General features: G+C 34.1%; 20 protein-coding genes. 10 read left to right on the top strand and 10 right to left on the bottom strand.

The features are described 5' to 3' along the window. The first annotated feature begins 12 nt into the window (after positions 1-12). The 7 genes from ACNC7R_RS06750 (at position 13) to ACNC7R_RS06720 (ending at position 8,251) form a co-directional block, all read left to right on the top strand. Positions 13-1,041 (top strand): helix-turn-helix transcriptional regulator, encoded by a 1,029-nt coding sequence (locus ACNC7R_RS06750; RefSeq protein WP_417940179.1) that lies wholly within the window; start codon positions 13-15, stop codon positions 1,039-1,041. Positions 1,042-1,267: 226 nt separating this feature from the next. Further along, entirely contained in the window at positions 1,268-1,747 is a 480-nt protein-coding gene (locus tag ACNC7R_RS06745; RefSeq protein ID WP_417940178.1) for a MarR family winged helix-turn-helix transcriptional regulator, read from the top strand. Positions 1,748-1,780: 33 nt separating this feature from the next. After that, positions 1,781-4,171 (top strand): 3-hydroxyacyl-CoA dehydrogenase/enoyl-CoA hydratase family protein, encoded by a 2,391-nt coding sequence (locus ACNC7R_RS06740; protein ID WP_417940177.1) that lies wholly within the window; start codon positions 1,781-1,783, stop codon positions 4,169-4,171. A gap of 2 nt (positions 4,172-4,173) precedes the next feature. Further along, positions 4,174-4,728 (top strand): hypothetical protein, encoded by a 555-nt coding sequence (locus ACNC7R_RS06735; RefSeq protein ID WP_417940176.1) that lies wholly within the window; start codon positions 4,174-4,176, stop codon positions 4,726-4,728. A 4-nt stretch (positions 4,729-4,732) separates the two neighbouring features. After that, positions 4,733-5,914 (top strand): thiolase family protein, encoded by a 1,182-nt coding sequence (locus ACNC7R_RS06730; RefSeq protein WP_417940175.1) that lies wholly within the window; start codon positions 4,733-4,735, stop codon positions 5,912-5,914. 132 nt (positions 5,915-6,046) lie between these two features. Further along, entirely contained in the window at positions 6,047-6,397 is a 351-nt protein-coding gene (locus ACNC7R_RS06725) for a four helix bundle protein (protein ID WP_417940174.1), read from the top strand. Between the two features lie 48 nt (positions 6,398-6,445). Then, positions 6,446-8,251 carry an acyl-CoA dehydrogenase family protein gene (locus ACNC7R_RS06720; RefSeq protein ID WP_417940173.1) on the top strand — a complete coding sequence of 602 codons (1,806 nt, stop codon included), beginning with the start codon at positions 6,446-6,448 and terminating at the stop codon, positions 8,249-8,251. Positions 8,252-8,363: 112 nt separating this feature from the next. On the opposite strand, the gene ACNC7R_RS06715 is transcribed toward ACNC7R_RS06720, so the two are convergent. Next, positions 8,364-8,888, bottom strand: a complete 525-nt coding sequence (locus ACNC7R_RS06715; RefSeq protein ID WP_417940172.1) for a DUF4251 domain-containing protein — start codon at positions 8,886-8,888, stop codon at positions 8,364-8,366. 33 nt (positions 8,889-8,921) lie between these two features. Continuing rightward, on the bottom strand, positions 8,922-9,281 hold the full coding sequence (locus tag ACNC7R_RS06710; protein WP_417940171.1) for an META domain-containing protein: 360 nt from the start codon (positions 9,279-9,281) through the stop codon (positions 8,922-8,924). A gap of 270 nt (positions 9,282-9,551) precedes the next feature. Between ACNC7R_RS06710 and ACNC7R_RS06705 the strand changes: the two genes are divergently transcribed. Together ACNC7R_RS06705 and ACNC7R_RS06700 are read left to right on the top strand one after the other, a co-directional pair. Then, positions 9,552-10,079, top strand: a complete 528-nt coding sequence (locus ACNC7R_RS06705; RefSeq protein ID WP_417940170.1) for a superoxide dismutase family protein — start codon at positions 9,552-9,554, stop codon at positions 10,077-10,079. A gap of 119 nt (positions 10,080-10,198) precedes the next feature. Further along, positions 10,199-11,401: an LETM1-related biofilm-associated protein gene (locus ACNC7R_RS06700; protein WP_417940169.1), complete on the top strand. Its 1,203-nt coding sequence runs from the start codon at positions 10,199-10,201 to the stop codon at positions 11,399-11,401. A gap of 40 nt (positions 11,402-11,441) precedes the next feature. On the opposite strand, the gene can is transcribed toward ACNC7R_RS06700, so the two are convergent. The 4 genes from can to ACNC7R_RS06680 all read right to left on the bottom strand — a co-directional run bounded on the left by can (position 11,442) and on the right by ACNC7R_RS06680 (position 14,782). Further along, positions 11,442-12,077, bottom strand: coding sequence for a carbonate dehydratase (can, locus tag ACNC7R_RS06695; protein ID WP_417940168.1), 636 nt, complete (start codon positions 12,075-12,077; stop codon positions 11,442-11,444). 82 nt (positions 12,078-12,159) lie between these two features. Continuing rightward, positions 12,160-13,809: a SulP family inorganic anion transporter gene (locus tag ACNC7R_RS06690; protein ID WP_417940167.1), complete on the bottom strand. Its 1,650-nt coding sequence runs from the start codon at positions 13,807-13,809 to the stop codon at positions 12,160-12,162. Between the two features lie 75 nt (positions 13,810-13,884). Then, positions 13,885-14,169, bottom strand: a complete 285-nt coding sequence (locus ACNC7R_RS06685) for a hypothetical protein (RefSeq protein WP_417940166.1) — start codon at positions 14,167-14,169, stop codon at positions 13,885-13,887. 133 nt (positions 14,170-14,302) lie between these two features. Further along, positions 14,303-14,782 carry a Dps family protein gene (locus ACNC7R_RS06680; protein WP_417940165.1) on the bottom strand — a complete coding sequence of 160 codons (480 nt, stop codon included), beginning with the start codon at positions 14,780-14,782 and terminating at the stop codon, positions 14,303-14,305. Between the two features lie 106 nt (positions 14,783-14,888). On the opposite strand from ACNC7R_RS06680, the gene ACNC7R_RS06675 reads away from it, so the two are divergent. Continuing rightward, on the top strand, positions 14,889-15,830 hold the full coding sequence (locus tag ACNC7R_RS06675) for a LysR substrate-binding domain-containing protein (protein ID WP_417940164.1): 942 nt from the start codon (positions 14,889-14,891) through the stop codon (positions 15,828-15,830). Between the two features lie 92 nt (positions 15,831-15,922). On the opposite strand, the gene ACNC7R_RS06670 is transcribed toward ACNC7R_RS06675, so the two are convergent. The 4 genes from ACNC7R_RS06670 to ACNC7R_RS06655 form a co-directional block, all read right to left on the bottom strand. Beyond that, positions 15,923-16,666: a rhamnogalacturonan acetylesterase gene (locus tag ACNC7R_RS06670; protein WP_417940163.1), complete on the bottom strand. Its 744-nt coding sequence runs from the start codon at positions 16,664-16,666 to the stop codon at positions 15,923-15,925. A gap of 16 nt (positions 16,667-16,682) precedes the next feature. Then, positions 16,683-18,032, bottom strand: coding sequence for a glycoside hydrolase family 28 protein (locus tag ACNC7R_RS06665; protein WP_417940162.1), 1,350 nt, complete (start codon positions 18,030-18,032; stop codon positions 16,683-16,685). 68 nt (positions 18,033-18,100) lie between these two features. Beyond that, on the bottom strand, positions 18,101-19,201 hold the full coding sequence (gene pelA / locus ACNC7R_RS06660; protein ID WP_417940161.1) for a pectate lyase: 1,101 nt from the start codon (positions 19,199-19,201) through the stop codon (positions 18,101-18,103). A gap of 34 nt (positions 19,202-19,235) precedes the next feature. Beyond that, positions 19,236-20,867, bottom strand: a complete 1,632-nt coding sequence (locus ACNC7R_RS06655; RefSeq protein WP_417940160.1) for a glycoside hydrolase 43 family protein — start codon at positions 20,865-20,867, stop codon at positions 19,236-19,238. Between the last annotated feature and the right edge of the window lie 7 nt (positions 20,868-20,874).

The raw sequence follows: 20,874 nt of genomic DNA, 5'->3' as shown, positions 1-20,874 counted from the left end.
CCACACACAACCATGTCACAAAACAAAAATGCCTTAATACGATACAAAACGATCGACAAATGTCTGCAGAATAAATACCGGCAATGGACACTCGAAGATTTAATAGAAGAATGTTCTGAAGCTTTATCAGAATATGAAGGCCGTCAGAACCCAATAAGTAAGCGAACTATTCAAATGGATATTCAATTGATGCGAAGTGAAAAACTGGGTTATAATGCGCCAATTGTAGTTTACGATAAAAAGTATTATAAATATGAAGATGAAGATTTTACGATAACCGATATTCCGCTGACAGAAACCGATATGAATGTTTTGACTGAAACGGTTTCGATGTTAAAGCAGTTTAAGGATTTCTCTTTATTTAATGATGTGTCCGATATTTTACAACGATTAGAGGATAAAATCTATGCAGAAAAATCGCACACCAAGCCGGTTATTTATCTGGATAAAAATGAAAAACTCAAAGGCCTTCATTATTTAGACGAAATTTATCAGGCGATTATCAAAAAAATGGTTTTGATTATTACCTATAAATCGTTTAAATCACGAGACGAAACCAAATTTCATTTTCATCCTTTTATTTTGAAGGAATTTAATAATCGCTGGTTTTTAATTGGGAAGAAGAAAAAATCACAGCCTATTACCAACTTGGCTCTGGACAGAATCATTTCGATTGATTATGATTTTAATCTTCCGTATTTAGAAGAAGATTTTGATGCCGAATCATATTATAAAAATGTAATTGGCGTTACAGTAAATTCAGGTTTACAGCCCAGACGCATTGAGCTTTGGATTGATGCTGAAAATGCGCCTTATGTCCTGACAAAGCCTTTGCATCCTACACAAAGACTGATTCAGGAAAATAAAGACAAGAGTATTATTATTCATTTGTTTATTATTCCGAATTATGAGATGGAGCGATTACTATTGGGATTTGGTTGCGGAATTGAAATTTTGCGTCCTGAAGGTTTTAGAAAACGGATGAAGGGAATACTTCAAAAAGCACTGACTAAATACGATGAACAAATCCCAACAGAATAAAACCGGGTTTCTGAAAATATCAATTAAAGGCTTCATTTAGTATAACAAGAATTTATTATGATGATAAATTCACTAAAACTAAAAACAAAGAGTCGTATATTTCAATTAAAAAATAATCCCTTAAACACCACAAATTCAAAAGCATTTACTAATTAACCAAAATTTATGAAAAATAATATGCATGCATAGTATTTTTTCGTTATATTTGAAATCGATATAGTTATTTATGAAAGACAAAACGATAGATTATATTTTGAGAGCAACATGGCAGGCTGTATCCAGAATGTATAATGAAGAAGCTGCAAAATACGATGCTACAATGGCAACAGGATTCGCTTTGTTAAGCATTGACAAGGAAGAAGGAACTCCATCAACCGCTCTTGGTCCAAGAATGGGAATGGAAGCCACAAGCTTAACCAGAACATTAAAATCTATGGAAGACAAAGGCTTGATTGTTCGCAAAAAGAATCCAAGCGACGGACGAGGTGTTTTAATCTACCTAACCGAATTTGGAAAAGAAAAAAGAGAATTATCTAAAAATACAGTCCTGAAATTTAATGAGACAGTCAAAAAACATGTAACAGATGAAAAACTGAAACATTTTATCGAAGTTTCTGAAATCATCAACGAATTAATTCAGGACAAAAACATATTTAATCATACAGAAAATGCAGAAACGAATACCCCTTCTCAAGAAAACAAGTAATTCGAAAACTGCAAATAATAAATTAACTAAAATATGAAACGCACAATTAAAAAAGTTGCTGTAATCGGATCCGGAATTATGGGTTCAGGAATAGCTTGTCATTTTGCCAACATTGGTGTTGAAGTTTTACTGCTTGACATCGTCCCTCGCGAGTTGACAGAAGCTGAAGCTAAAAAAGGATTAACGCTTGAAAGTAAAGCCGTTCGCAACCGTGTGGTAAATGACCATTTGGCGAACTCATTAAAATCGAAACCCTCTCCTATTTACAGTCAGAAATTCGCAAGCCGAATTACTACTGGAAATACGACAGACGATATGGCAAAAATTGCTCATGTTGACTGGATTATTGAGGTGGTAGTAGAACGTTTGGATGTTAAGAAATTAGTATTCGAACAAATCGACAAATTCCGTAAACCGGGAACTTTGGTTACTTCTAATACTTCTGGTATTCCGATTCATTTTATGAGCGAAGGAAGAAGCGAAGATTTTCAACAGCACTTCTGCGGAACGCACTTTTTTAACCCTGCGCGTTACTTAAAATTATTTGAAATTATTCCTGGCCCAAAAACTTCAACTGAAGTATTGGATTTCTTAAACGATTACGGATCAAAATTCTTAGGAAAAACTTCGGTTGTTGCTAAAGATACTCCGGCGTTTATTGGAAACAGAATTGGTATTTACGGGATTCAGAGTTTATTCCACTTGGTAAAAGAAATGGGATTAACGATTGAAGAAGTGGATAAATTGACAGGACCAGTAATTGGTCGTCCAAAATCGGCTACTTTCCGTACCGTTGACGTTGTTGGATTGGATACTTTGGTACACGTTGCCAACGGTATTTATGAAAACTGCCCGAACGACGAACAGCACGAATTGTTCAAACTTCCTGATTTCATCACAAAAATGATGGAAAATAATTGGTTAGGAAGCAAAACCGGACAAGGTTTTTATAAAAAAGTAGATGCAGCTATTCTTTCTTTAGACTTAGATACATTAGAATACCGCGCTGCAAAAAAAGCAAATTTTGCTACACTTGAACTAACAAAAACTATCGATAAACCTATCAATCGTTTTAAAGTTTTAGTAAAAGGAACAGACAAAGCGGGAGAATTCTACCGTAAGAGTTTCTCCGGAATGTTTGCTTATGTGTCAAACAGAATCCCTGAAATCTCAGACGACTTATACAAAATTGACGATGCCATGAAAGCTGGTTTTGGATGGGAAAATGGTCCATTCGAAATCTGGGATGCGATTGGTGTTGCCAAAGGAATTGAAATAATGAAAGCGGAAGGTTTAGAGCCTGCTGAATGGGTTACTGAAATGTTGTCTTCTGGAAGTGACAGTTTCTATACTGTAAAAGAAGGAGCGACTTATTTCTATAACATTCCTACAAAATCACAAGTTAAAGTTCCTGGACAAGACTCATTCATTATCTTAAACAACATTCGCGAAAGTAAAAAAGTTTGGAGCAATAGCGGTGCAATCATTCAGGATTTAGGAGACGGAATCTTAAACTTAGAATTCCAGTCTAAAATGAATACCATTGGCGGTGACGTTCTTTCAGCGATCAATAAAGCAATTGAATTAGCAGAAAAAGAACACCAAGGTTTGGTTATCGGAAATCAGGCAGCGAATTTCTCTGTTGGAGCTAATATCGGAATGATTTTCATGATGGCAGTTGAGCAGGAATACGACGAATTGAACATGGCGATCAAATTGTTCCAAGACACGATGATGCGTGTTCGTTACTCTTCTATTCCAGTTGTAGTGGCGCCTCACGGAATGACTTTTGGCGGTGGATGCGAAATGAGTTTACATGCTGATAAAGTGGTTGCTGCTGCAGAAACCTACATGGGATTAGTTGAATTTGGTGTTGGTGTTATTCCTGGTGGTGGTGGCTCTAAAGAATTAACTTTAAGAGCTTCCGATTTATTCCGAAAAAACGATGTGGAATTGAATGTTCTGCAAGAGTATTTCTTGACAATCGCTATGGCAAAAGTATCAACTTCAGGTTATGAAGCTTTTGACACTGGACTTCTTCAACATGGAAAAGATGTTATCGTAGTAAACAAAGATCGTCAGATCGCTGAAGCTAAGAAACATGCTTTGTTAATGGCAGAAGCTGGGTATACTCAGCCTATCAGAAGAACCGATGTGAAAGTATTAGGAAAACAAGCTCTTGGAATGTTCTTAGTTGGAACTGACCAAATGGAAGCTGGAAAATACATTTCTGAGCACGACAAGAAAATCGCCAACAAACTGGCTTATGTAATGGCTGGTGGTGATTTATCTGAAGCGACTTTAGTATCTGAACAATATTTATTAGATATCGAACGTGAAGCTTTCTTATCTCTTTGTACAGAAAGAAAGACTCTTGAACGTATTCAATACATGCTAACAAAAGGTAAACCTTTGAGAAACTAATCATGAGTAAAGAAAGTAGAAAATATTATTCTGTTGCCGATAAAATATATTTAGAGACAGATAATTCAAATAAAGCAATTTCCATTCATGACGAAAATGATATTTTAGAAAATTTTGATAACTATAAGCATCTAAAAAAAGATATTTTTACTAATGAAGATTTTATAAAAAAAATAGGCTTTAAACTTTCTTATACTGATTTTTCTACTTCCGGAGAATTAGTAAACGTGAGTGTTGGAAATGAAATTTATTATAACACACCTGAAATTTCAACTCGTAAAAGAATTTATGAAAAAGAAAATTTAGATTGGAGTATAATTGACTATCGTAGAGAAGAATTCAAAAAAGACGAAAATAATGTTTTTAGATATCAAATAGATAATACAGGATTTAGAATTGGTAATAAAGATTCAATTTCAAAATTAGTTAAAAATGATAAATACTTCGAATTACAAAGTCAAACTAACATTTCTTTTATAAATGATTTATTTAAAGAACTCGATAATATTGGGGTTCAATTAACAGAAGAACAAGAAAAATCAATACTATTAAACTAAGAAAATGAAAACAGCATATATAGTAAAAGCATATAGAACAGCAGTTGGAAAAGCTCCAAAAGGTGTTTTTAGATTTAAAAGACCTGACGAATTAGCTGCAGAAACGATCCAGTTTATGATGGACGAACTGCCTAATTTCGATAAAAAACGTATCGATGACGTTATGGTAGGAAATGCCATGCCGGAAGCTGAACAAGGACTTAACGTTGGACGTCTGATCTCTTTAATGGGATTAAAAGTGGAAGACGTTCCTGGAGTTACGGTAAACCGTTACTGCGCATCTGGATTAGAAACTATTGGAATGGCGACTGCTAAAATCCAATCAGGAATGGCAGATTGTATCATTGCAGGTGGCGCAGAAAGTATGAGTTTTATTCCGATGGGAGGTTACAAACCAACTCCGGATTATAAAGTTGCCGCTGCAGGTCATGAAGATTACTATTGGGGAATGGGTTTAACTGCTGAAGCGGTTGCTAAACAATACAATGTTTCTAGAGAAGATCAGGATGAGTTTGCTTACAATTCTCATATGAAAGCTTTAAAAGCGCAAGCAGAAGGAAAATTCGATAAACAAATCGTTCCCATTACGGTTGAGCAGACTTTCATCAATGAAAATGGTAAAAAGGAAACAAAATCATACGTTGTAAATAAAGACGAAGGACCAAGAGCTGGAACTTCTAAAGAAGCTTTAGCAGGTTTAAAACCCGTTTTTGCTGCTGACGGAAGTGTAACGGCTGGTAACTCTTCTCAAATGAGTGACGGTGCTGCTTTTGTTTTAATCATGAGCGAAGATATGGTAAAAGAATTAAATCTTGAGCCAATCGCGCGTTTGGTAAACTTTGCTTCTTCTGGTGTTGAGCCAAGAATTATGGGGATCGGACCTGTAAAAGCTATTCCGAAAGCTTTAAAACAAGCGGGTTTAACATTAAACGACATCGAATTAATTGAATTGAACGAGGCTTTTGCTTCTCAGTCTTTGGCTGTAATTCGTGAGTTAGGCTTGAATCCTGATATCGTAAACGTAAACGGTGGAGCAATTTCGTTAGGTCATCCTCTGGGATGTACTGGTGCTAAACTTTCTGTTCAGTTATTCGACGAAATGAAACGCAGAGGAAATAAATACGGAATTGTCTCGATGTGTGTGGGTACTGGGCAAGGTTCTGCAGGGATTTACGAGATATTGTAGTTTTTGAGAGGAAAGAAGCAAGAAGCAAGAAGCAAGACTTTATTTTTGGAATTAATATGTTCTGAAAATGCATTTTTTAAAAGTAGTAAAAAACCTACTATTAAATTTTCTTCTTATCTTGCCTTGAAAAACATGAGACACAATTTTAAGAATTTGAAAATTTGGATTTTAGCTATGGAAATCACTAATGATATCTATAAATTAACCGCTACTTTTCCAAAATCAGAAACGTATAGTTTAACAAGTCAAATGAATAGATGTTCTGTTTCAATGCCTTCTAATATTGCTGAAGGTTCAAACAGAGGAAATAAACATTTTCAGCATTATTTGAATATTAGTTTAGGTTCATCATTTGAATTACAAACACAATTATTGATAGCTTTTCAAAATGATTATCTATCCAAGACAAAAACAGAAGAAATAGAAAACAAAATAATTGAATTTCAAAAGATGACCACAGGCTTCATAAATAAGTTAGATTAAAAATCTTGCTTCTTGCTTCTTTCATCTTTTACCTAAACAAAAAATAAAATGGCAGATACAATCGAAAAAAACGTGACTCGTGGCGGTCAGTTTTTAGTTAAAGAAACAAAATGCGAGGACATCTTCACACCAGAAGATTTCTCAGAAGAGCAGTTAATGATGCGTGACTCAGTAAAAGAGTTCGTAGACAAAGAATTATGGGCGCATAAAGATCGTTTTGAGAAAAAAGATTACGCTTATACAGAAGCTTCTATGCGTAAAGCAGGTGAATTAGGACTTTTAGGAGTTGCTGTTCCAGAAGAATACGGCGGATTAGGAATGGGATTTGTTTCTACCATGTTAGTTTGTGACTACATTTCTGGAGCAACTGGATCTTTCTCTACCGCTTTTGGTGCTCATACCGGAATTGGAACTATGCCAATTACACTTTACGGAACCGAGGAGCAAAAGAAAAAATACGTTCCGAAATTAGCTTCTGGAGAATGGTTTGGAGCATATTGCTTAACTGAGCCAGGTGCAGGATCTGATGCTAACTCCGGAAAAACAAAAGCAGTTTTATCTGAAGATGGAAAATACTACTCAATTACAGGTCAAAAAATGTGGATTTCGAATGCTGGTTTCTGCAGCTTATTCATCGTTTTTGCTCGTATTGGAGATGATAAAAATATTACAGGTTTCATCGTAGAAAACGATCCTTCAAACGGAATTTCTATGAATGAAGAAGAGCATAAATTAGGAATCCGTGCTTCTTCTACTCGTCAGGTTTTCTTCAACGAAACAAAAGTTCCAGTTGAAAACATGTTATCTGAAAGAGGAAACGGTTTCAAAATCGCTATGAACGCGTTAAACGTTGGTCGTATTAAATTGGCTGCTGCTTGTCTTGATGCTCAAAGAAGAGTGACTTCTGGAGCCGTAAAATACGCTAACGAAAGAATTCAGTTCAATACTCCTATTGCTACTTTTGGAGCAATTCGTTCTAAACTGGCTGAAATGGCAACTAATGCTTATGCTGGAGAAAGTGCTTCTTACCGTGCTGCAAAAGACATCGAAGACAGAATCGCTACTCGTGAGGCTGAAGGGACAAGCCACCAAGAAGCAGAATTGAAAGGCGTTGAAGAATATGCTATCGAGTGTTCTATCTTGAAAGTAGCGGTTTCTGAAGATGTTCAAAACTGTTCTGACGAAGGAATTCAGATTTTTGGTGGAATGGGATTCTCTGAAGATACTCCAATGGAAAGCGCCTGGAGAGATGCCCGTATCGCTCGTATCTACGAAGGCACAAACGAAATCAACAGAATGCTTTCTGTGGGTATGCTGATCAAAAAAGCAATGAAAGGTCACGTTGATTTACTTGGACCAGCAATGAAAGTTCAGGAAGAATTAATGGGAATTCCATCTTTTGATACTCCGGATTTCTCTGAATTATTCTCAGAAGAAAAAGTAATCATTGCTAATCTGAAAAAAGTTTTCTTAATGGTTGCCGGAAGCGCAGTTCAAAAATACGGCCCTGAATTAGATTCTCACCAGCAATTATTAATGGCTGCTGCCGATATCTTAATCGAAATCTATATGGCTGAAAGTACTATCTTAAGAACTGAGAAATTAGCTAAGAAAGAAGGCGAAGAGAAAGTACAAGAACAAATCGCTATGGCAAAATTATACTTGTACAAAGCAGTTGACATCGTAAACTTAAGAGGAAAAGAAGGAATTGCCTCATTCTCTGAAGGAGACGAACAACGTATGATGTTAATGGGACTTAAACGTTTCACTAAATATACTAATCTGCCAAATGTTGTGGCGCTTAGAGAAAAAATTGCAGAAAAATTGGTTGCAGAAAACACATACTGCTTCTAATATCACGATAGTTTTTAGCTTTTAATTTGTTTAAACCCGCACTTGTCCTAAACTGTGCGGGTTTAAAATTTTTATGAACGTAATAATGAAAACGTCATCTATTATTTATACTTCACTTTTCTACTTCATCCAAAATTGGCGCTTTAATTTCACCATCATAAGAAATTGATGACCTATTATTACTATCAATTGAAAGAGAAGTACTCCCATCTAAGAAAACAGTAAAAAAAAGATTGTAGAAATCATCTTTGCCTTTTACGGTTGCCTTTATATTATATGATTTTTTCTTTTTTTCAATCGCAATATTTTCAGGAACTCCTTCGAATTTTATTCCACCATCACCTCCTCCATATGGTACATTGAATCCACGTCCAAAAAAAGGCAGGTCACACGTTGTTTTGGCTTCATTAAATTTCAAAAAATAACGATTGTAATCTAAATTTAAAAGTCTTCCTCCTTGCGGTATAACTTTCTGTGCTTCAAAAACAAAATTCTTAGAATTAATTAGAGATTCCATTTCTTTTTGTTTCTTTAATTGTCTTTCAGCCTTAAGGTTTTTTCTTGATTTTTCCTGAGCTGATCCGGAAATAGTTAAAAAGAATGATATTGCTGTTAATACAAATAGTTTCGTTTTCATAAATTATATAATTAATGGTTTAAGAAATATTTTTTACCTTTTTGTAAATCGCATCGTCACAATATCACCAGAAATAAGATTTAAAGTTTTTCCATCATCAGTGATACTATAAGATCTTATTTTTGATAAGGTGCTCATAAAAACCTTTTCACCTTGGCCATCAAGACACATCATTCTGGTAGATGTCATCGGCTCTGGAAAATTGATTTTATTTCCCGTTAAACTGAATTTACCTGTGTAAGAATTACAGCTATTATTTCCCGAAACAAGGTTTTCTTTACTATTAAAATTTATCGTAGGCTTTTTTTCTGGATACAAACCATCAAAAGCGATTCGGAGTCCCGTAACATAATTGAGCTCCCAATTGCCTTCTAATTTAGAAAGATTATCCATTTTGTTACATTTGAAAACATTGCAGGAAAATAGCATCAAACAAAATAAAACAAGGGTGCAAATATTTTTCATCATAATATTAACTTTTAAAATAGAAATGGTAACAAGATCGTAGTATAAAATCTCATACTAAATTTACTTATTTTTTTTCTCATCATCCAAACAAAGTAAATTAGTATCAATAGTTTTGTTTTTTTTAACTTAAAATCGCAAAGAATATATTCTGTTTTATATTAAATTTACTATATCATTAATTTTAAAAGTTCATACATGAAAAAAATAATTGTTTCTTTCGCAATAATTACAGCCTTAATTATTGGTTGTAAGACTAGTACAAAATCAAACGATGCAAAAACTTTAACTGTAAATTTAGAGCCAAAAAGTAACAGTACAGTTACAGGAACTGCTACTTTTACAGAAAAGAATGGTAAAGTAACTTTTACAGCAAAGATAGCCGGTTTGCAACCAGGCGTTCATGCTATACACATTCATGAAAAATCCGATTGCTCTGCTGCTGACGGAAGTTCTGCAGGCGGTCACTGGAATCCAACTTTTAAAAAACATGGAAAATGGGGCGTTGGCGAATACCATAAAGGAGATATCGGCAATTTTACTGCAGATGCAAATGGGAACGGAACTATCTCCCTGACAACAGACGAATGGGCTATTGGTGGTGATGACGAAACCAAAAATATCTTAGGAAAAGGACTAATTGTGCATCAGGGAGCAGATGATTTTACTACTCAGCCTACAGGAAATGCAGGAGGAAGAGTTGCTTGCGCCGGAATCATCAAATAATATAAAAACATACGCCATGTGATAACCACTATTTTCTAAAAAATATAGTGGTTATTTTATTTAAAAAATAATCTTCACATAAGAAAAAGATATAGATTTGTATCCTCAAATTCAACTTAATGATTAACCCATCGGCACCAGGCTGGATAGATAAGTTTTTTAATGAACAAAAGTTTTCAGAAGCAATTCCTTTTGAAACAACTGACTCATTTTACTACAAGGTAAGAGAAACCGGGTTTATTTACGGTCATATCATTTCTATCAATACGCAGATTCCTATTCCGATAAAAGGCTGGTTTAAAACCGAAATTTCAAAAACTGCTTTATTAAACACTTTATATCATGTTTTCTGTTTAGAAAAAAGAAATTCTGAACCATCTAATTTCCTGACAGAAGTTTTAAAGTTTTATAAAGAAATGAGTCCGGAAGGGTTTAGTTTATTTAAAATGCTACTACCAAAAGATACTCCTGCTCTTTCATTGGAAAACATAATTGATCAGAGGGTACAAACCAATGAAAGTATCATTAGTAAAAACTTCTCACATTTAGTGACTAACGCGCTTTTGTTTATTGATGTTCTTGCCTTTAGAAAATATTTGGAAGAAGGAGAAATTCCTGAAAAATATATCAAAAGAATTGAAGAAACTGTTTTAGGAATTGTAGGTTTAGCATTAAAAACCAAGACTGTAAAATCACAGTACGACGATTTACTAATTAAACTTTTTGAAGCTTCTATACGATATTCTAAATTCTCAAAAGTAACCGTTGATACTTTAGAAACTTTAAATCTTGATTATTTCAAAAACAAACTAGAGCAATATTATTTGATCGATATGGCAGGAATGGCTTTATGGAGTGACGGTATTGTTGAGAATGAAGAAGCATATTTTTTATATTCATTAGGATCCATGATGAATGTTTCGGATGAATTTGTAACCGATAGTATTAAAACGACTAATTTATTTATAACAAGCCATAAAAGCAAAATACCGTATTTTAATTATTCGAATCCGGTAAAGCATTTCTATGATCAGATGACACACATGGTCTTAAAACTGATTATTAGAAACAAAAACAGGTTAGTCAAGGAAATTATTCAAAGTAAAGAATTAATGATTCTTTTGGCCTATTCTACAACAAGGGATTTAGATGCGAAAGAAAAGAAAAAAGTAAAAAAACAGCTTTTAGATATCTGCAAGACGATTCCATCGCTTACGATCTTTTTACTTCCTGGAGGGAGTTTATTACTACCAATTTTAATAAAGTTTATTCCCACAATGTTACCGTCAGCTTTTAATGAAAATCTGGATGAAAATGAATAAAAAAAATCGCCTAATTGGCGATTTTTTTTAAGCTTTAAGGCTATAAATCTAACTGATAAACCTCATCTAGTTCTTCATTTGAACTAATTGTTACATTCAAATCTGTTACAAAACCTGAATTTAATCCATAAACCCAGCCGTGAAGCATTAAGTCCTGACCACTTTTCCAGGCACCCTGAACAATTGAAGTCTTCGCAAGATTATAAACCTGTTCTTTCGCATTGATTTCAACAAAAGTATTAAAACGGGCATCTTCATCCTGAATAGAATTCAGATATTTATCATGCAAGCGGTACTCATCTTTTATGTGACGAAGCCAGTTATCGATGATACCTACAGACTGGTTACCCATAGCCGCTTTCACACCACCACACCCGTAATGCCCACAAACAATAACATGCTTCACTTTCAGAACATTAACCGCATAATCCAGAACACTTAGCATATTCATATCTGAATGGACTACCATATTGGCAATATTTCTGTGTACAAAAACTTCTCCTGGTTTTGCACCAACAATTTCGTTTGCAGGAACACGGCTATCAGAACATCCAATCCATAATAATGGGGGTTGCTGCCCTTTGGCCAGATCAGCAAAATAGTTAGGGTCTTTTGCTAATGAAGTTTCAACCCACTTTTTATTGTTTTCTAATAGCTGTTTATAAAATTCTCTCATCTTTTTATTTGTTAGAATGGTATTTCTATGTAAAGTTACCAAAATTCTAAAGGTTTTTAAGTAATAGTTAATTTTATTTGTTTTAAAAATCTTCTTTTACTTCTTCTTTTTTAACCAATGTCCTTTTAGCTACATCATAATAATGTTCGATAGAGACATGGTTATTATTTTCAGGCGTATTCTCCAGCTCATAAGCTTTTTTAAAGCCTTTAAGCTTCACTTTAATATTTTCGTCTATAGCACGGGTTTCTTTAAACTCCCGAATCAAATCAAGTACATCATGCGCAATATACTCCGTATCATGAGCATTAATTACTACTTTAGAATTCTCGGGAATATCATTTAGAGTCTGTTTTATAGCCGCTTTATTCAAAAAAGAAACTTCCTGAGCTAAATCGATGTGAATAATATCCCCATCTTCATATTCTTCTTTTTTGAAGTTGTATGCTCTCTTCAAATTCCCTTTTAGTACAAATATGATACTAATTATGATTCCTAACGCAACACCTTTCAGTAAATCTGTAGCCACAACAAAGACTAATGTTGCTATAAAAGGGATAAACTGGTATTTTCCTTTTTCCCAGAAATGCATGAAAGTTGCCGGTTTTGCTAATTTATATCCTACTAAAATCAGAACAGTTGCCAAAGTAGCCAATGGGATTTTATTTAATACTACTGGAATAGACAATACACTGATTAATAAAAGAACGCCATGAATTATGGTTGACATTTTAGATTTAGCACCTGCATTATTGTTTGCAGATGATCTAACTACAACAGATGTCATAGGTAAACCTCCTAAAAGTGCACTTGCCATATTTCCTAATCCCTGCGCTTTAAGCTCAACATTTGTATCTGTATAACGTTTTTGAACATCCATCCTATCTGAAGCTTCAATACACAAAAGCGTCTCAATAGATGCAACAATAGCAATTGTAATACCTACAACCCAAACTTGTGGATTTGTTACGGCTGCAAAATTTGGCACAATGATAATCGATTTAAAGTCCTCAAAAGATTTTGGAACCGGTAAGGAAACCAAATGCTCTTTTCCTATAGCAAGCGAACTTCCAGAAGATATAAAGAACTCATTTAATACTACACCCAAAATTACAGCTACCAGAGCTCCTGGAACTAATTTTAATCTCTTTAAAAACGGAACTTTATCCCATGAAATCAAAATCACCAATGATACCAGAGAAATGACTACGGCTCCTAATTGAATATGGTTAATTACATCAAATAAAAACGAAAAAGAATTACTTCCGTCATTTTGAATAAAGGCCTGGTCGCCTTCAAAATCGGCATCATAACCAAAAGCGTGTGGGATCTGTTTTAGAATAATGATAATTCCGATACCCGCCAACATCCCTTCAATTACGTTTGTCGGAAAATAATTTGAAATACTACCTGCCTTTAAAAATCCTAATGCTAACTGAATTAACCCAGCTATAAATACAGAAAGTAAAAACACATCAAAAGCACCAAAATCAGTTATGGCTGTTAATACAATTGCTGTTAATCCGGCTGCAGGTCCGGAAACACTGATATGTGACTGGCTTAAATAACCAACTACAATCCCGCCAATAATTCCTGAAATAATTCCTGAAAACAAAGGTGCTCCCGAAGCCATTGCAATACCTAAACACAATGGAAGAGCCACCAGAAAAACCACTAAACCTGCAGCAAAATCAGATTTAAGGTTGGCAAAAAGATTAATTTTTTTTGTCATGATATAATACTAATAAATAGATAAAAAAACTACTGCATTTATATAAATACAGTTAGTTCAAAATAGTCGGAAGTATTATACGAAGTTTGGTGGTGGTGCAAAAATGCTTGGAGAAATATTATCCAGTTTTACAATATTACCTATTACTATAATTTTTGATTCTGTAAAAACAGGCAATGTCAATTCGTGATCAAAAGTGTCTATATAAACAGCTGCCTTAATTTCTTTATGAGATTTTTCTTCTTCAGAAATACTGATACTTATAGCCGCATCATTACTCTTCTTTATCAACTCCACAATTGTTGGGGTTGATAAGAATGCGATAAATATGAATAATAATATGCGGGCTACTAATTTCATCTGAACAAAAATAATGTTATAGACGTAAAATCAAAGTGTAAGGTTAAAATTTTCATAGAAATTTAACATTTATAAAAAAGCTGAATAATCAAATTTGGTTATTCAGCTTTTTAAACAATTCATAAAAAACACCTTACAACTCTTCTTCAAGCCATGCATTCATCATCCAAATTGTTTTTTCCTGTTCAGCAATAAAGTCACTCATCATTGAATTTGTACCTTCATCATTGATTTCTCCAGATTGATTAAGGATATTTCTTTCAATTTTCAACAAATCAGATAATGAATTTACAATCAGCTGAACTGCTTTTTCATCGTTCGAAATATTCTTCCCAACTGTAAGTTTATTGTTTTTAATATAATCTTCAAAAGTATGCAATGGTGTTCCGCCAATTGTCAAAACTCTTTCGGCTATCATATCAATTTTTAACTGTGCATCAGTGTAAAGTTCTTCAAATTTCACGTGCAAATCGAAGAACCTTTTTCCACGGATATTCCAGTGAATCCCTCTTAAATTCTGATAATAAACCTGAAAATTAGAAAGTAAAATATTCAATTCATTTACTAACAATTCTGATTCTTCAACTGGTAATCCTAAAATATTTGTTTTCATATTGTCTATTTTATAGTAAGTTTTTTACAAATTTAAAATAACTTCTTCGAAAAAAGGATAACTAAAAATTATATTTTCTTATTTTTGCATCACAAAATACTATGAAATGACTATTACGCAATTACAATATGTTTTAGCAGTAGCTGAGCATAAAAATTTTACGTTAGCTGCAGAAAAATGTTTCGTGACTCAGCCAACATTAAGTATGCAAATACAAAAAATTGAAGAAGAACTTAATATTTTAATCTTCGACAGAAGTAAAAAACCCATTCAGCTTACTGATATTGGCCAAAAAATCGTGAATCAGGCCAAGAACATTGTAAACGAAGCAAATCGTATTCAGGATATTGTGGAGCAGCAAAAAGGTTTTATTGGAGGGGAATTCCGTTTAGGGATAATTCCAACCATCATGCCTACACTTTTACCGATGTTTTTAAATAATTTCATAAAAAAATATCCTAAAGTAAAGCTTTTGATTGAGGAGTTAAATACAGATGAGATCATTGTAAAATTAAAAAATGGCCATTTAGATGCTGCTATAGCTGCCACTCCTCTCGAAGATGAAAAAATAAAGGAAATTGTTTTGTATTTTGAGCCTTTTGTGGCTTACATTCCTGAGCATCATTCTGTTTACCAAAAAGATGAAATAGAAGTTTCTGATTTAAATATCAATGAAATTTTATTATTACAGGACGGACATTGCTTCAGAGACGGTATTTTGAATTTATGCAAAAATGCTACTGAAATAGAACAAAACAATTTCCAGATACAAAGCGGAAGTTTTGAGACCCTTATAAAATTAGCAGACGAAGGTTTGGGTACAACATTGCTCCCTTATCTTCATACTTTAGATTTAAAGGAATCTGATAAATTAAAACTGCGTAATTTTAAAGAACCGAAACCTGCGCGTGAAGTCAGTTTAATTTACCCGAAAAGCGAGTTGAAAATGCAGATTATTGATGCTTTAAGAAGCACAATTGCGGGTGTTGTAAAAGGAGCAATTGTTTTTCAGAATGTTCAAATCATTAGTCCTTTGCAAAAAAAATAATTCGATTCATAATTAGTCTAAAAAAAAAATCGTAATCCGGAGTTTCAAAACAAACTATTCGAATACGATTTTTTTTATGCCTTTAAAGAAGTTTATTTAATTCCTTTTTTGAGTTTTTCAACAGAAGGGTCTTCTAAAAGTTTTATTTGATTAATAACAATTTGTGCTATCTCTGTGGCTCCTTTTAAAGAGAGATGTGTATCATCTGCTTTATCCTCTTTATAAAAAGGATTTTCTCCTGCTTTAAAGTGCAAATGCAATTGTTTTGATTTCTCAGGACCGTAAGATTGTTCTAAAAGTTCAGTATAGTACTCTAAATCTATAAAAGGAACTTTGTATTCCTGGGCAACCAGTCTTGTTTCCAGCGGATAATCTCCATGCGTACCAATTAAAACCCCTTTTTCATTAAAGTTTCTTCTTGCAATTGAAGTCAGTAAAATTGGAATTGCCCCCTTTTCACGGCTTTCTTTAACAAACCGTATTAAATTATGTCTGTACGCTGTGTGCGGGTTGGTGTAACGCAATGAATCCATATTTTTACCATCATTATGCCCAAATTCAATAAAAACATAATCCCCTTTTTTAAGACTATTATAAACTGCTTCCCATTGTTTTTCTGCGATAAAGCTTCTGGTGCTTCTTCCGTTTAAAGCCCTGTTATCTATCACAATATTATCTTTAAAAAAAGGCTGCAATACCTGAGCCCAACCGTGTTCCGGATTTTTATCCGGATCTTTTTTGTTTGCCATTGTCGAATCACCGATGGTGTAAACGGTAGTTTTTTGTGCAAAACAAACTGTTGAAAGGAACCAAAAAATTAATATGTACTTTTTCATTTTAATATGTATTAAACTATTTTGCTGCTGAAGGAACTGTCGCTTTTTCTCCTATGAAAACTTCATTCAGAATGACATTTTCAGCATTTGTACTTGAAATAGCATCTTTTGCGGACTTAATTTCGATGTTGTTCAAAGAGATATTCTTGATTTTTTTATCTGCAAAACCCTGAATAACAATACCGGAAGCAGATGCTTTGTTACACGAAATATCATAGAAAGACACATTTGAAATTTCAGACTGATATCCTTTTCCCTCTCCGTGGTAATTTGAGGTTATATAAAGACAGTCTTCGACTTCATCCATCTGAATATTTCTAACAAAAACATTTTTTATGAATCCTCCTCGGTCAGGATTAGTTTTCAGATAAATTCCTCTTTTTAAATAACCAATAGTTTTACAGTTTTCAACAAATACATTTTGAACGCCGGCAGACATTTCGCTTCCGATAACCACTCCGTGAAGTCCTTTGAAATTGCAATTTCTAATAATAATGTTTTCACTTGGGGTAGCTCCATTCGCTCTCCCTTCATGATCTCTTCCTGCTTTTATGGCAACATTATCATCGCCATTATTGAAAGTTACGTTTTCAATCAAAACGTTTTTAGCATATTCAGGATCTATACCGTCATTATTATAATTTAATGACTTATAACTTATTCCTCTAATTGTGATACTTTCTGATTTTAATAAATGCAAACACCAAAAAGGAGAATTCTCAATACGAACATTTTCGATCAATATATTGGAACAGTTAAAAAGCTGAATCATCTGCGGACGCAAAAAGTAACCTGTTCCAAATTTTCTGTCTTTTAACGGAACATTCGTATGGTTCATTTCGCGACTGAGTTCTTTTCCTTTTCCTTCCTTTGCTTTAAAAGTTTTCCAGTTCTTCCCTCCTTCTCCATCAATTGTTCCTTCACCGGTTATAGCAATATTTTTACAATCATAAGCATATATCAACGGACTGTAATTGTATAGCATTGTACCTTCCCAGCTGGTTAAGACCATTGGCAAATAATCCTCTGGCTTATCACTAAATTTGATCTTAGCACCTTTTTCAATTCTCAAATTCACATTACTGACAAAATGAATCGGGCCATTTAAAAGATAAATTCCTTTTGGAACTACAATTGTCCCTCCATTATTCTTTTTGCACAAGGCCATTGCCTTATCAAAAAAAGGTTTGCTGTTGGAAACTGAATCACCTTTTGCACCCAGTTTAGCGATATTAACCTGATAAGAAGGAATTTTTGGCAGCTTAATGATATTTAAAATGGAATCTGCCTTTGCTGTTGGGAATTTATTTTCCTGAGCAAAGCCAATTACTGAATACCATAAAAAGAAAAGAAGTCTAATATTCATGATTTATATTTTATCAAGCAAAATCTCTATTCCCTGACTCAGAAAAAACAATTGTGTAATTAAAAAAATTACTCAGAATCACTGCTTTCTAAATTATTCATTTTTGCCCATTTCTTATATTTTTTAAGAACTTCTTTAGGCTCATTAGAATACCAAGAATAACCATTTCTTCTTTCTTCTCCAATATCGGTTATAAATCTCTTTTTAATTCCGTCGCGGTCACAAAAAATGGCCTCATTAGTATCAAGTTCTGCAAATCTTGGCCAAATTGGCGCACTATCTACCATAGGATACATTTTTTTTCCTATAATCTTACCTTCATCATCATATATGCGTTCTTCCTTAAGATTGGTTATTTTGGTTTTTTCAAACCAGTCATAAGCACTTTTAACAGCCGTCTTAATTTCCGGTGAAGGATTATTTATAGACATTAAAAACAATACCACTTTTGCAGATTCCTTTCCGCTTAAAGAAGCAAGTTCATAAGCTCTTGCATCAGCTGGTGCAAGAGTAACCTCGTCGTGTTGTGCACACCAAACTGTCAAAATACCATTTTGCTTATATTGGGTTTTTAAAATACATTCAATTCCTTTATTAACTGCAATTTTGGCTTTTTCAATAACCTCCTGAGATGGTTTAATACTGTAATATGGGGTTTCATTTGCTATTTCCTTTAATACATTCAAAACATCCACCATTGAATTGTCGTTATAAGTGATATGTGAATAATAGCCCTTTTTTAAAGGAAAATACTGAGGCCAGCCACCATTTGGATATTGTGCAGAAAGCAAATAATTCACTGCTCTTAAAAATGAGTCTTTGTATCTTTCATCTTTTGTCTGTGCATACATTTTTGAAACAAAAAGTATTTCCTGTGTCGTAGCTCTGTTGTCGATTGTACAATCTTTTGCAACTGGCTTTAAGGATACTAATTTCGCTTTTTCTTCCTCAGTTAATTCCTTCAGCATAGGAATATTTTTTGGCCATCCGCCAATATCCCTTTGATAAAGCAAAACATTTTCACCTACTTTTTTACCTTCCTCAGATCCAAACCAAGCGGAATAACTTTTCACAATTAAGTCCGGCCATTTTTTGGCTTTATCCTGTGCATTCACATAACAACCCGTAATCATTAGAAATACTAACGCAGTCTTTTTAAGTTGATTCATTTAATTGGTTAATTTTAGTTATTTATTTAGTCATTTATTTAGTTATTCTGAACCAATCAATAGCGACGCTTCCTGCATCATTTATGATTCCTTCTCTAAGCGCGAGAAATCCTATTTTAGCACCAATCCACTTTCCTTCCCTTGCTGTAAAGCTATCCCCTACAGGATTGAATTTTTGTCCATCTTCACTGTAGAAGAAATTACAGACTCCTCCCGATTTTACTTTTACCTGCAGGTAAATTGTTTTGTCTTTTATTTCAATTCTCCTACTTTCAGATTCCATTCCTTTTTTATCTGCTTTTAAAGCCGTTTTTTGCGAAAGAAATAATTTCCCCTCATTTTGCTTCAGGCATAAAAAACTATAATCCAGTCCCATAATAACCAAGCCCATATATTCTCCATCGAATCTGGAATTGAAAGTAATTTTTGTAGTAGCCGTAAACTCATTTGCAGGCAATTTTTGCAAAAGCAAATTGGGAACATCAAAGAGGTTATTATAATCTTTAGGAACAGGGATACAATTCAAATTATAGTAACCCATTGAGGTAGGAAGTCCCCATGTTATCTGAGGATTTGCATGCCACTGCCACTGAAGCCCAAGTTTAGGATTATTAAATTCATCACTTTCAGGTGGTGTTGCAACAGGAAAAATCTTTTTGCCCACATTTGGTTTTTTATACACAATAAGAGGCTCTCCAATACCATTATTATCCTCATCGCTTCCAATTACCGGCCAGTCATTTAGCCATTTCATAGGCTGTAAATGAACAACTCTTCCGTAAGCAAACTGATCCTGAAAATGAAGAAACCAGTCTTCACCTGTTTGTGTCTGAACCCATGCCCCTTGATGTGGACCATTAACAGTTGCTTTTCCCTGTTCCATCACTTTTCTTTTTTCATAAGGCCCAAAAATATTTTTAGACCTCATAACGGTCTGCCAGCCGGTGGCAACTCCTCCGGCAGGAGCAAAAATATAATAATAACCATTACGTTTATAAAATTTAGGGCCTTCAATGGTTGGTTCATCCGGGTGACCGTCAATAATCATAACATCATCATTATTTGCAGATAAGCCATCCTGATTCATTGAACAGACTGCCAAAAGGCTTTTTACTCCTGCACGGCTGCCAGCAAAAGCATAACCCAGATATGCTTTACCGTCTTCATCCCACAAAGGTGTTGGGTCAATCAACCCTTTTCCTTCTTTTACCATAACAGGTTCAGACCATGGACCTTCAGCTTTTTTTGCCTTCACGACATAAATCCCAAAATCAGGATCGGGATAGTAAATATAAAATTCATTTTTGTGAAAACGAATACAGGGAGCCCAAACTCCGTTTCCATGCTGAGCTTTATTGTATATTTCTAATGGTTTTTGTCTGGAAAGTGCATGTCCAATCAATTTCCAGTTTACTAAATCCTTCGAATGAAGAATAGGCAGACCTGGAATACAATTAAAAGATGAAGCAGTCATATAATAATCATCTCCCACCCTGATTGCATCCGGATCAGAATAGTCAGCATATAAAACAGGGTTTTTATAAGTACCGTCGCCCTGATCTGCTAACCAGACATTTGAATAATTGTTTTGGTTCTTTTGCTGCGCATTTAAATTCTGCATCAAAATACTACACAAAAAAAGAGATCTTATTATGATAAATTTCATTTGAGAG

Source organism: Flavobacterium adiutor (genome assembly GCF_048282555.1).
In the GTDB taxonomy this organism is placed as follows: Bacteria; Bacteroidota; Bacteroidia; order Flavobacteriales; family Flavobacteriaceae; genus Flavobacterium.
This window is presented reverse-complemented; position numbering and strand designations above follow the sequence as displayed.

Bases quoted from the DNA above. Each gene is read 5' to 3' on its own strand.
- ACNC7R_RS06750 (WP_417940179.1), top strand. From the start codon at position 13: ATGTCACAAAACAAAAATGCCTTAATACGATACAAAACGATCGACAAA.
- ACNC7R_RS06745 (WP_417940178.1), top strand. From the start codon at position 1,268: ATGAAAGACAAAACGATAGATTATATTTTGAGAGCAACATGGCAGGCT.
- ACNC7R_RS06740 (WP_417940177.1), top strand. From the start codon at position 1,781: ATGAAACGCACAATTAAAAAAGTTGCTGTAATCGGATCCGGAATTATG.
- ACNC7R_RS06735 (WP_417940176.1), top strand. From the start codon at position 4,174: ATGAGTAAAGAAAGTAGAAAATATTATTCTGTTGCCGATAAAATATAT.
- ACNC7R_RS06730 (WP_417940175.1), top strand. From the start codon at position 4,733: ATGAAAACAGCATATATAGTAAAAGCATATAGAACAGCAGTTGGAAAA.
- ACNC7R_RS06725 (WP_417940174.1), top strand. From the start codon at position 6,047: ATGAGACACAATTTTAAGAATTTGAAAATTTGGATTTTAGCTATGGAA.
- ACNC7R_RS06720 (WP_417940173.1), top strand. From the start codon at position 6,446: ATGGCAGATACAATCGAAAAAAACGTGACTCGTGGCGGTCAGTTTTTA.
- ACNC7R_RS06715 (WP_417940172.1), bottom strand. From the start codon at position 8,888: ATGAAAACGAAACTATTTGTATTAACAGCAATATCATTCTTTTTAACT.
- ACNC7R_RS06710 (WP_417940171.1), bottom strand. From the start codon at position 9,281: ATGGATAATCTTTCTAAATTAGAAGGCAATTGGGAGCTCAATTATGTT.
- ACNC7R_RS06705 (WP_417940170.1), top strand. From the start codon at position 9,552: ATGAAAAAAATAATTGTTTCTTTCGCAATAATTACAGCCTTAATTATT.
- ACNC7R_RS06700 (WP_417940169.1), top strand. From the start codon at position 10,199: ATGATTAACCCATCGGCACCAGGCTGGATAGATAAGTTTTTTAATGAA.
- can (WP_417940168.1), bottom strand. From the start codon at position 12,077: ATGAGAGAATTTTATAAACAGCTATTAGAAAACAATAAAAAGTGGGTT.
- ACNC7R_RS06690 (WP_417940167.1), bottom strand. From the start codon at position 13,809: ATGACAAAAAAAATTAATCTTTTTGCCAACCTTAAATCTGATTTTGCT.
- ACNC7R_RS06685 (WP_417940166.1), bottom strand. From the start codon at position 14,169: ATGAAATTAGTAGCCCGCATATTATTATTCATATTTATCGCATTCTTA.
- ACNC7R_RS06680 (WP_417940165.1), bottom strand. From the start codon at position 14,782: ATGAAAACAAATATTTTAGGATTACCAGTTGAAGAATCAGAATTGTTA.
- ACNC7R_RS06675 (WP_417940164.1), top strand. From the start codon at position 14,889: ATGACTATTACGCAATTACAATATGTTTTAGCAGTAGCTGAGCATAAA.
- ACNC7R_RS06670 (WP_417940163.1), bottom strand. From the start codon at position 16,666: ATGAAAAAGTACATATTAATTTTTTGGTTCCTTTCAACAGTTTGTTTT.
- ACNC7R_RS06665 (WP_417940162.1), bottom strand. From the start codon at position 18,032: ATGAATATTAGACTTCTTTTCTTTTTATGGTATTCAGTAATTGGCTTT.
- pelA (WP_417940161.1), bottom strand. From the start codon at position 19,201: ATGAATCAACTTAAAAAGACTGCGTTAGTATTTCTAATGATTACGGGT.
- ACNC7R_RS06655 (WP_417940160.1), bottom strand. From the start codon at position 20,867: ATGAAATTTATCATAATAAGATCTCTTTTTTTGTGTAGTATTTTGATG.